Genomic DNA, 12,015 nt, shown 5'->3' with positions numbered 1-12,015 from the left:
GACGAACATCGGCAAAAAGAAAGTTCGAAACTCTAAACTCGTATCCTCCAAAAAGACTGGCGGACGACAATATCTAAATTAATTAAGGTTAGTCGAATTAGAAAAAGAGAAACAAAGGACTGATAAATTATGAACGAGTCAGAATTAAAAGCGATTATAAGCAAAGGAGAAGGCTTGCGAATTGAATTCAAAGAATGCAAGTCAAATCTCAGTAAAGATATCTATGAGACTGTCTGCGCGTTTTTGAATAGATTTGGCGGAGAGCTTTTACTTGGAGTTGAAGATAACGGGGATGTTGTCGGTGTGGACGAAGATTGTGTTCAGAAAGTAAAAAATGAATTTATTACGGCTATAAATAATCCTCAGAAAATATCTCCCACATTTTACCTGTCGGCAAAAGAGGTGAAAGTTAAAGATAAAACTGTTATTTATATTTATGTCTCTGAAAGTTCACAGGTTCACAGGTGTAATGGGAAGATATTTGATCGAAATGAAGACGGCGATTTTGACATTACTGATAATACAAATCTGGTTGCCAATCTTTATATGCGTAAACAGTCGGAATATTACGAGAACAGGATATTTCCTTTTCTAACTCTTGGGGAGCTCCGTAAAGATGTAATACGAAGAGCAAGAAAGCTGGCTGTTGTTCAAAATCCCGGGCATGCCTGGGGAGAGATGGACGACCTGGAGCTTCTTAAGAGCGCTCAGTTGTATGGTAAAGATTATAAGGCAGGGAAGAAAGGTTTTACACTTGCGGCTGTCCTGCTCTTTGGGAAGGATTCTGTTATTGCTTCAATTCTGCCGCATTATAAGACAGATGCTGTTGTAAGAAGAGTTGATACCGACCGGTATGATGATAGAGATATTGTAAACACAAACCTGATTGACAGTTATGACCGTTTGATGGCTTTTATCGGTAAGAACCTTCCTGATAAGTTCTATATTGAAAATAAACAGAGGATAAATTTGCGTGACCATCTTTTTAGAGAAGTTGTCAGCAATATATTAATTCACAGAGAATTTACTAATCATTTCCCGGCGAAACTTGTTATTGAAAATGATTGCGTGGTTTACCGAAAACAGCAATAAACCGCACGGGCATGGCTTAATAAATCCGGCTCACTTTTCGCCTTACCCAAAAAACCCTGTAATTGCTAAAGTTTTTAAAGAAATCGGGCGGGCTGATGAGCTTGGTTCCGGTGTTCGTAATTTATTTAAGTATTCAAAGGCGTATTCCGGCAAGAGTCCGAAACTTTTTGAGGGGGATATTTTTAAGATCAGCATACCGGTTACCCCCCAAGTCACCCCGCAAGCTACCCCGCAAGTTGACGAGAAAAAGGTAAAGAAAATATTGGATTTCTGCCGTGTGCCGAGAACAAGAACTGAAATACAAAAGTATTTGAAATTGAGCGATCGGGAGCATTTTAGAAAAGAGATATTGAGCCCAATGCTTAAGGTGGGAATGCTTCTGCCAACTATATCGGATAAACCAAAGAGCCCCAAACAGAAGTATTACTCCGTTAAAAGAAAAGTGTTGAAATAACGGGGACTGACAACATCTGAACAACCATAATGTAAAATACATATTTGTTCATCCGCCAATCTCTTAGGAGGATATTTCGGTGTCTGTCCCCAATAGTACGAACTCCTCGCATTTCTCCTTTATAAAACCTTACATTTGTAGTAAAATATTAGAACAAAATAAACAAGCAGAAGGGAGATATAAGGAGCATAATGTCACAAGTTGAGAACAACAAAATATCCAGGGATTTAATGAATAATTCATCAATTATGATGTATCAGGCAGAAGACGGGAAAACGAAGCTTGAGGTTCGTTTTCAGGATGAGACGGTTTGGCTTTCCCAGCAATTGATGGCGGAATTGTTTCAAACTTCGATTCCCAATATTAACATTCACATTAAGAATATTTTCACGGAGGGCGAACTTGAGCGTGCGTCAACTATTAAGGAATTCTTAATAGTTCAAAAGGAAGGTAAACGCAATGTTTCCAGAGATGTTGAGTTCTATAACCTTGATATGATCATTTCTGTTGGTTATAGAATAAGCAGTATTCGCGGCACTCAATTCAGGCAGTGGGCAACGCAACGACTAAAAGAATATTTGATTAAAGGTTTCACCATGGATGACGAGAGACTCAAAGGCTCGGGCGGGGGGAATTACTGGAAAGAGCTTTTAGAACGTATCCGCGATATCCGCAGCAGCGAAAAAGTGCTGTACCGCCAGGTCCTTGAGCTCTACGCGACCAGTGTTGATTATGATCCTGACACACAAGAATCAATACGGTTTTTTAAAACAGTACAAAACAAACTTCATTATGCAGTCAATAAAAAAACCGCAGCTGAAACGATTTATTCGCGCGCCGATGCTGAAAAAGATTTTATGGGATTGACAACTTTTACCGGTGAGATACCGATAAAAGCAGAAACTAAAATCGCCAAAAATTACCTTAACGAAGATGAATTGTTTCGTCTTAACCGCCTGGTATCGGCATTTTTCGACCTTGCTGAGATTAAAGCCCGGGAACATACCCGGATGCTGATGAAAGACTGGATAGCGGAACTTGATAAATTTACTAAAATGTATGGGAAGGGTGTGCTGCCTGACGCGGGTAAAATCAGCCACAATGAAGCAATGCAAAAAGCTGAAAAGGAATACCTTAAATATCATGTTAAAACACTTTCTCCTGTGGAAAGAGCCTATTTGGAAACCATTAAAACCGTGCAGAAAAAGGTTGAGAAGAAACAAAAGCGGGGACTGACAACATCTGAACAACCATAATGTAAAATACATATTTGTTCATCCGCCAATCTCTTAGGAGGATATTCCGGTGTCTGTCCCCAACATATTTAATGAAGGTGAATTAGAAAAGCAATCAGTTGTTCGGAAATTCCGAACAACCACTTCAGATCAAAATAACGCAAAAACAGCAGCTAACAACAATCTTGATAGCCTTTTAAAGATTTCAAAGAATAAAAACAAAATCAACGAGTAGTTAAAACGGTCCGGACGCAATTCCTTTCGCATCATGCCGTCAGGCATGTTTTCGAATTTCTATTGCTCTATTTTTCTGAGGGCGACCGCCGGCCCCTAAATAAAATCCTCGTAAATGACTTCCTTTCTCTCCCATAAATCCATAGAAAAGCGTTACTCTGTAATGAATATATTGGTCCAAAAACCTTTGTTTTAAGTCACTTTTGTGGTAAAATTGTTTTTATTAAATGAAAGGAGCAATTCAATGCCCGAATATAGAATCAACGTGGTGCTGACGGAAATAGAGAAACTAACGCTAAATTCACTTTCAAATACTAAGTTTCTTCTTCCTGCGGAAATAAAGCTTTTAAAAAAGTTTGATGAATCTGCCGTTAAAGTTAATGAAGCGGGCTAAAAATCTACGATAGGCAAAGGTTGAAATAGCGGGGACTGACAACATCTTTGAACGACTATAATGTGAAAATTATATATTGTTCATCCTCCGATCTTTTTGGAGGATAAGCGGTGTCTGTCCCCAATATTTTCAAGGGGGGCAAGATGAACGATTTTGGCATTGATGAAAATAAAGTCCGGATTATGATTTTAAGGCGCATTTTAGAAGAAGAATCAGCAGGGATAACGAAAAACATTTGTGATGACCACCTGTTCCATATAGAACAAAAAAACTTGTACGACAGTGTTCTTTTTGGTACAAATGATGATGAAGAAATGAAGAATATCATTGCAGATTTAAAAGTAATTCAAAATGTGCTGCAAAACTGCAACTAATAACTAGCTTGATAGCCTTTTAAAGAATTCATAGAATAAGCGAATAGTTAAAACGGGCCGGACGCAATTCCTTCAGGTCGCTCCGTTTCACCCCTTGAGTACCGAATAGGGGCGACCGCCGGCCCCTAAATAAAATCTTTTAAATCCTACTCATATTGCCTTGTTTTTACATCGAAATGCAAATTCCCACTATTTAAAAACCTTTTTTTATGGTAAAATCATAATAGTTGTATGTTGTTTGGGTGAAAATTTAGCAGGGGCGGAGAATAGATGGCAAGGTTACCAAAGATAATTGACAATAAAAGAGTCTCCCTTTTGAATGCAATTAAAAACATTTCCTCTGATTTTGATACACTTTCTATTGCTACAGGATATTGGAATCTTGCTGGAACAGACCTTGTAATTGATAATCTAAGGAAATATAAGAAAATACGGCTATTGATAGGACGCGAGCCGTTAATCCCAAGGCATCAATTAACTTCCCCCGAAACGGATTATCCTGATCAAGATTTTAAGTATGATTTAGCAAGCATGCCTCCAAGCGGAAAACTCAAAAATACAATTACTTGTTTAAAAAAATTAATTGATCAAAAGGTTCTAGAAGTCAAAGTATATAGAAAGACTTTTTTGCATGCCAAGTGCTATATATTTGGAGATTACTCCTGCAAAGAAGGTATCGGCATCATTGGGTCATCAAATTTTACGGAAAGCGGATTGACCCATAACACTGAGCTAAACGCTTTAGAATCAGACCATAGAATAGTGTATTTCCAACCAAAAAGTAAAGATCAGGAAGCAGGCCATCTCTTCTGGTTTGATGAATTATGGAATGATCCGACAACGGAAGACTGGGATGGAAAATTTAGCGAGATATTGGAGCTTTCTCCGGTAGGAGATACTCTTTACAGTCCTTATGAAACTTATATCAAGACTTTATATGAACTGTACAAAGAAGAACTTGAAGAAGAAGAGCTTGATACCAGCCTAAAAGGCGCGCACGATCTCATGAGCTTTCAGATAAAGAATGTTCACGCTCTTATCCGAAGGTTAAGAAAATACAAGGTAGCGATGCTTGCCGATTCCGTCGGTTTGGGTAAGACATACACGGCAATAGAAGTCATCAAACAGTACCTTACCGGAGACGGTGTACAGAAGCGGATTGAGGTGATTTGTCCAAAGTCGTTAAAGAATCAGTGGACCAAGGAATTGACTACCCAAGGTGTTTTAAACATTACACCTCTAACCCTGCAAAATCAAAAGGAGATAGAATCTCGGATAGCGTTGGATAAAATAGCTGGTGTAAGCTTGTTTGTTTTAGACGAATCCCATAACCTACGGAATAAAGCCGGAAAAAGATTTGACCAGATAGTTAATTGGATAAGAACTAATAAAAACTGCCATGTGCTTCTTCTGACAGCCACTCCGATTAACAATCAGATAAATGACTTGTCAAATCAGATCCTTCTTGGCACAGGTGGGGAGGCTGATGTTTTCAGGGTCACTGCTGTTGATAATAAACTTAAACACACAGCTCCTCTTGATTTTTATACTGCAATACAAAATCTTAAAAAGAAAATGAATCAAGATTATAGTGAAAAGGGCGAGATAGATTTTGATTATGTAAGGCAGATAATGGCGCCGATTATTAGGGCTTTTGTGGTGCGTAGAACAAGACAGGGGATAATAAAAGAATATGGATGTTTGAGAATTGACGGTAAAGAATCAGGCTTTCCGGTACCATATCCCGAAGTAAAAAAATACCGTTTTAAGGAAGAAGTCCTAAAGGAAATACAGGGGCTTAAAAGTAAAGAAATAGATTTGAAAACAATATATTGCCTCCAAACCGGTGACATTATAGATAATACAAAAGATCTGCTGCATCCTTTAAGGCAACTTAGAAGTATTAAATGTATGGAAAAAGAGAAAACAGATGAGTCTCCGATTAGCTATGTTTATAAAACACTCTTAATGCTAGGTTTTATCCATTACAAATGGAGAATGTATCAGACAAAGTATTATGGAAAAACGCGTGAGCAGATAAAAGCGCTGAACCTACCCGGCGAAGAAAGAATGGATTTATACAGGCAGATTAGCTTATATGGGATATTAAGAACCTCGCTTTTAAAGCGACTTGAATCTTCTGTTTCTGCTTTGCGGTATTCTCTTGATAATTACGGAGAGAAGCTGGAAATATTCGAAAAGGGACTGAATAAAAATATAATTGTTAGTATGGATGATCCCGATGCTATAAGCCAATTACTTGAGATAAGTGATGATGAGGCAGATGCGGAAGACCAGGATCAAATCAAAGAACTTGAGCTTGATAAGGTTGATGATAAGAGGTATGCGCTCAAGGAGCTAAAGCAAGATATAGAAAAAGAAAAACAACTTCTTAAAGTCCTTGACCAACAGCTTGCGATTATTGAAAAGGACGACTCAAAGATAAAAGCATTTGCCGATCTGCTCAATGAGATTAACAAGAAGAATACTAATGGTGGAAAAGTACTGGTTTTCTCGTTCTTTGCAGACACGGTTGAATATCTAAAAAGAGAACTACCCAAACACACACCGTTCATAAAAGGTAAAGAGGGCTTTCTTTCTTCAAGAAACAGAGTCGATGCAGATATTTTATCAGGAAGCTTTGCACCTAAAGCACAAAAATACGAATTGAAGGGCAAACCAGAAATAAAATGGCTATTCTCCACCGATATTTTATCTGAAGGTCAGAACCTTCAAGATTGCGGTATTCTTATAAATTATGACCTGCATTGGAATCCAGTAAGGATGATACAAAGAAACGGCAGAATAAATAGGATTGGCTCAGAATTTAAAAATGTTTACATATATAACATAAGCCCAGAACAGCAGCTTGAAGAGCATTTAAGGTTGGTAGAGCGTCTGGAAGGAAAAATCAATCTCATAAAGAATACAATAGGTACGGATACTCCGGTGTTGGACGAGAAAGAAAATCCTATTGAGTTTACAGATACTTGGAAAGACATATATAGTGATGATCAGGCAAAAAGAATGAAAGCGTTTGAGGAGGCTGAAAAGGAGTCCGATTTGCTTCTCGCGGAAGATGATTATGTGTCAGATCTTAAAATATTCCATGAAGATGAAAACATACCTGAAGCATATAAGAAAGACATATACTGTATATCAGAAGGCAAGTGGGCTGTAATGCCGGAATGTGAACACCATGGTGAAAAGCGCGGCGATGTTTTGATTCTTAGCAGGCTTGACTCCGAAAAAGAAAAAGGAATTGGCTATGCCTTTTATGCCACAACAAAAGATGGTGATGATTTCAAAGCGGTGCCTCAACTTCAGGCCTTGGAATGGCTAAAGACAAATAAAGACGATAATAAGCGTGTTGCCGATAAAATTAGTATCAGCAAAGTGGAGGTATCTGAGATTGTTAGGCAAAAGTCACAGTCATATACGGTTTCGGAAGCAGCTGGTTCACCTATTGGCCAGCAGAACAAGGTTCTTGAACTTATGTATAACCTTCACTTTGAGATGGAAGATATTAAGTTAGCTCGAATATCTTTTCAGACTAAAAATGTATTGGACAGTCAGAAAATCAAAAAGCTGACCAGGGAAATTGTAAAGAGAGCAAAAGAAAACAAAGACATCCTTGAATTAATAAAAGAACTTGTGAAAATCTCCAAAAACAAGGGAGCAAGTTCCAATATCACTGCAAAGGTTGTTGAGTCAAGGGAGATGTTATATTATGTCAGGGACAATAAATAATAAGCTAGGCATTATTGATAAAGCATTAATAGCTTTAAATAGTAAGCATTGCTTTGGTAATGCCCAGGCTGTTATTGATGGTATTATTTCCCTTCTTGATGTTCCTTCCAAAGACAAGTGGGTTCTCTTTAATGATAATCAAGGTAAGATTCGCTCGAATGCAAGTTTCTTTATGCAGGCAGAAGGATTTGCGGATAAAAGGGCAGCTTATAAAATCGCCGATGGAAGCGGAAACAATGTTGATATAAAAGCATTCTGGCTGAAGAACTCATCAAAAGCAAATGTTAGCTGGGCTGTTGCCCTCACTCCCAACTTCGAAGATGCTCCATATTTTGCAGACTTAAATGTTGGCATTGATTTCATCATTCCCGAAGAGGCTGATAGAGTCATTATTGTATTAAGCAAAAACTATGTAATAAGAACATTGGAATTAGAAGAATCATTAAAAGTAACGCAACAGGAAATTCTTGCGAAGTGGCTGCAACCCATCGACTTTAGTAACAAAGCCCAAGCGCACGAAATTCTTTGGTCAAGTTTTGACCTTGAACCGGTCAATAAGCAGTTCTATAAAGATATAAGCGGTTTCTTTACAGAGCTAAGACAGTACTTAAGTGAAGATATAAAATATCTTGATGAAAAACACGCAGCACAGTTTGCAAATAGGTTATTAGGTCGTATTATCTTTTGCTGGTTTTTGAACAAAAAAGGTGTTATTAGTCCAGACAATAAATACTTTGATGCTGAGGCTGAAGACGGAACAAAATATTATAAAGGAAAGCTTGAAACGCTGTTTTTCAAAGTGTTAAACACTGAAGTCAACAAAAGAGAAAAAGGCGTTGATAGAACAACCCCTTTCTTGAACGGTGGTATCTTCGAACCTAAAGAGTTCGACGGCTTTGAAGATAAGAAACTCAAATTCCCTAAAGATTACTTCATCCGTTTATATGGTTTTTTTAAGCACTATAATTTCACAACTGACGAGAGTACCAGCACATACCAGCAAATAGCAATTGATCCTGAAATGTTAGGAAGAATATTTGAGAACCTCCTTGCCGAACAGGTAGAAGAAACTGGTGAACAAGCAAGAAAGGCCAAAGGAGCCTTCTATACTCCCAGGGAAATAGTTGATTTTATGTGTAAGGAAAGTTTAAGGGAGTATCTTAAAACTCGACTCAAGGATGACCAGAACAAGGAGAAAATTCTTGGGCTCCTCCTTGATACCAAAGACCATGAATTTCGGGATCAGGCAAGAAACTATCGCGCTGATTTAAAACAATACAAATATGATATTGAGAAAGCTCTTGATGAAGTTAAGATTATAGATCCTGCCTGCGGTTCCGGTGCGTTTCCGATGGGAATGCTTCATCTTATCCTTGCCAGCTATGAAAGAATAGAGCCAAGCATTGATCACTACAAGAAAAAAATGGAAATCATTAAGAATAGTATTTTTGGCGTTGATATAGAGCCAATGGCTATTGAGATAGCCAGGTTAAGGGTTTGGCTTTCAATAGTGGTGGATGAACACGCAAAGACAGGGAAAATAGATCCACTTCCGAACCTTGTCTTTAAGTTTGTTTGCGCTAACAGCTTGGTGAAGCTAAAGAATGAAAGCGTACAATATGCGTTTGATGATGACACATCGCTTGAAGGTAAAGTGTCTGAAGCAAGAGAAGAGTATTTTGTGCCTGGAGATTACAAAGCTAAAAAGGCAATAAAAGAAAAGTTTTACAAATATATGGAGGCCAAAAACAAAGATAATAAGGGTATTAGGAAATCAGAGTTAAGCAAGCAACTTGAGAGCTATGATCCATTCAGGACGGATATATCTGCTTTGTTCTTTGATTCAAAAATGATGCTTGGTGTTGAGAGATATGATATTTGTATAGGGAACCCTCCTTACGTTCAGCTACAGAGAAACCATGGTGCTCTAGCAAACTTGTATGAGAATGTAGGGTATAAAACGTTTGAGCGAACAGGAGATATTTATTGTTTGTTTTATGAATTAGGACTGCAGCTAGTAAAAAAAGAAACTGGAATATTCTGCTATATAACATCTAATAAATGGATGAGATCTTCATACGGTGAAGCCCTTCGTGAATATTTCTCTAAAATGAACCCATTGATTTTGATTGATCTTGGTGCAGATGTATTTGAAAGCGCTATGGTTGATACAAATATTATGTTGTTGCAAAATTCAGAAAATAGAGATGTTTTACAAGCCCTTAATTATAATCAATCACTTAAAGAAAAGATATCATTTGCGGAAATATATAAAACAAACAAAGTGTTTTCTCCTAATCAAGGCAAAGAGACATGGTTTATTGGAAGTCTTACGGAAAGAAATTTGAAAGAGAAGATAGAAAATATTGGGAAACCATTATCTGATTGGGATGTGAAAATATTTCGCGGAGTTTTGACTGGACTAAATGAGGCATTTATTATTGATAAAACGACAAGAGATCAAATAATAAAAGAAGATTCAAATAGCAAGGAAATATGCAAGCCAGTGCTTGGCGGAAGTGATCTGATTAGATATTATTATGATTTTGGGGAGCTATATTTATTACAAACAGGTTTTGACACCAACATACCAAAGAAGTATCCCTCCATCATGAAACATCTTAGAAAATATGAAGAAAAAGCAAAAATAAGAAATGATCAAGGTGAAAATTGGTGGAATCTTCGTTCCTGTGATTATTATGATGATTTTGAAAAAGAAAAAGTAGTCTGGCTTAATTTGAATAGAAAATGGAAATACTCCTATGTTGAGCCAGGTATTTATTTGGACGTCTCGCTCAATACTATAGCATCAGATAAATACGCAAAATTGCTCGTTGGTGTTTTATCATCAAAAGTTCATCTTTGGTTTTTTAAGAAGACTGGGAGAATGCATGACGACGGCGGGTTTATGTGTAAAATAGATTCAATTTCAAAGTTCCGCGTTCCTTTGCCTGATGAAAGCAATAAAGACATTTATACCAATATAGAAAAGATAGTTAATTCAATAATCAAAACGAAGAAGAAAGATCCAAAGTCTGAAACGAGTTCTTTAGAATTAGAAATAGATAGATTGGTCTACAAACTTTATAAACTGACAGCGGATGAAATTAAAATAGTAGAAGGTTCAAAGCTATAATGGATTGCGAATGGGAAATTTACGGCGATGAGTCAGGTCATGAGAGATATAGGGCAGTAGGCGTCCTGTCAGGCAAAAAAGAAGATATTGTAGATTTAAGAAAAGAAATATCTGCGTCGCTTCTAGATAATAGTTGCAAAGAAATTGAGTTTAAAGAAATCAGAGGTAGTAGTAAAGATAGAAAATGCGCATGTGAAGTCGTTAAACTTGGCGTGGCCTGTGCTGCGCAAAAAAAGATTAGGATTGATGTCCTTGTTTGGGATACGCAAGACACCCGGCACACCATTGAAGATCGGGATGACACTAAGAATTTAGAAATAATGTATTATAGAGTTTTAACACATGCTTTTAATTGCTGGAAAACGAAATCTTTACAGTGGGCTTTTTATCCGGATGAAAATGGCAAAATCAAATGGGAAAATATCATTGCGCACACCGAGAAAAAGAATCTTAGCAAAGATAAGGCATTAGAACAAACGCTTTTTGGCTTAGTCGAAAATATGCATATCGTTGCCATTAATGATCACAAGCAGGTTGAATCAATAAAAGAACCGATAACTCAGCTGATAGATGTATTTACTGGTTTTGGTCGGTACTCCATAGAAAATGGTAGTGCATTCTTGAAATGGCGAGAAGAAAACAAGAATAAAGAACAGTCTTGCTTATTTGAAGCGGAAAAAGAAGAAGATTTATCCAGCAACAGTGATTTAGCAAGATATGAAGTATTACGTTGCCTTGATGCTGAGTGTAAAAAGAATAAGCTGGGTGTAAGTATAAAAGGCAAGGGTTATTTGTGGACACCAAAACCAAGTAATCCAATCAATTACTGGCTCTATGAAGTTCAACATCAATTGGATAAAGCACCTTTAAAAGGATGAACGGATCAAATATGGATTGGAAGCAAATGAAGGAAAATTTGAGGGACAGATACCGATAAATAGCTTCGAGGGTAAAAATGGATAAGAATAGAATAAGTTATAATGGATATATTATCGAAGCGAACACTCATCAGCTGGAAACAAAAAAATGGACACTGGATATAACCATATATAAGAATTATGGAAACAAAGTAGTCGCAAAACCTTTTTACAGTAATAATACGTTCGAAAACAAAGAGGATGCGATAAATAATTGTTATATTTTTGGGAGTAATATTATTGATGGAAAAATTACAAAATGCTCATTGTCTGAAAATAAGTCAATCTGGTAGCAAAGCATGAAGATGACTGGTAATGAGGGGACTAGACATCCAATAAATGGACAAAACTCTGTTCTTTGTTAAAATTTTAGGCAGAAATCTTGAAAGAATCGTGTAATTTGGCATACTTTTTGAAATCAACAGGATG

6 protein-coding genes and 1 pseudogene are annotated in these 12,015 nt (G+C 37.1%); all 7 read left to right on the top strand.

Annotated features, from left to right (window positions below):
* Window positions 1–369 precede the first annotated feature (369 nt).
* Window positions 370–1,546, top strand: a pseudogene (locus A2536_05360) (AAA family ATPase).
* 230 nt (window positions 1,547–1,776) lie between these two features.
* Window positions 1,777–2,802, top strand: a complete 1,026-nt coding sequence (locus A2536_05355; protein ID OGF45025.1) for a cell filamentation protein Fic — start codon at window positions 1,777–1,779, stop codon at window positions 2,800–2,802.
* Between the two features lie 750 nt (window positions 2,803–3,552).
* Window positions 3,553–3,783: a hypothetical protein gene (locus A2536_05350; protein ID OGF44972.1), complete on the top strand. Its 231-nt coding sequence runs from the start codon at window positions 3,553–3,555 to the stop codon at window positions 3,781–3,783.
* Between the two features lie 270 nt (window positions 3,784–4,053).
* Window positions 4,054–7,533, top strand: a complete 3,480-nt coding sequence (locus A2536_05345) for a hypothetical protein (protein ID OGF44971.1) — start codon at window positions 4,054–4,056, stop codon at window positions 7,531–7,533.
* The gene (locus tag A2536_05340; protein OGF44970.1) at window positions 7,514–10,669 is read left to right on the top strand and encodes a hypothetical protein; all 3,156 of its coding nucleotides are present in this window, start codon (window positions 7,514–7,516) and stop codon (window positions 10,667–10,669) included. Before A2536_05345 ends, A2536_05340 begins: the two co-directional genes overlap by 20 nt.
* Complete coding sequence (locus tag A2536_05335; protein OGF44969.1) at window positions 10,669–11,547, top strand: hypothetical protein; 879 nt, start codon at window positions 10,669–10,671, stop codon at window positions 11,545–11,547. The genes A2536_05340 and A2536_05335 overlap by 1 nt, the downstream gene beginning before the upstream one ends.
* Window positions 11,548–11,624: 77 nt before the next feature.
* Window positions 11,625–11,879 (top strand): hypothetical protein, encoded by a 255-nt coding sequence (locus tag A2536_05330; GenBank protein OGF44968.1) that lies wholly within the window; start codon window positions 11,625–11,627, stop codon window positions 11,877–11,879.
* The last annotated feature ends 136 nt before the right edge of the window (window positions 11,880–12,015 follow it).

The organism is Candidatus Firestonebacteria bacterium RIFOXYD2_FULL_39_29, assembly GCA_001778375.1.
Classification (GTDB): Bacteria; Oederibacteriota; D2-FULL-39-29; order D2-FULL-39-29; family D2-FULL-39-29; genus D2-FULL-39-29.
The sequence above is the reverse complement of the archived record's forward strand: the minus strand, read 5'-3'. Positions and strand labels throughout refer to the sequence as shown.

Bases quoted from the DNA above. Each gene is read 5' to 3' on its own strand.
- A2536_05355 (OGF45025.1), top strand. From the start codon at position 1,777: ATGAATAATTCATCAATTATGATGTATCAGGCAGAAGACGGGAAAACG.
- A2536_05350 (OGF44972.1), top strand. From the start codon at position 3,553: ATGAACGATTTTGGCATTGATGAAAATAAAGTCCGGATTATGATTTTA.
- A2536_05345 (OGF44971.1), top strand. From the start codon at position 4,054: ATGGCAAGGTTACCAAAGATAATTGACAATAAAAGAGTCTCCCTTTTG.
- A2536_05340 (OGF44970.1), top strand. From the start codon at position 7,514: ATGTCAGGGACAATAAATAATAAGCTAGGCATTATTGATAAAGCATTA.
- A2536_05335 (OGF44969.1), top strand. From the start codon at position 10,669: ATGGATTGCGAATGGGAAATTTACGGCGATGAGTCAGGTCATGAGAGA.
- A2536_05330 (OGF44968.1), top strand. From the start codon at position 11,625: ATGGATAAGAATAGAATAAGTTATAATGGATATATTATCGAAGCGAAC.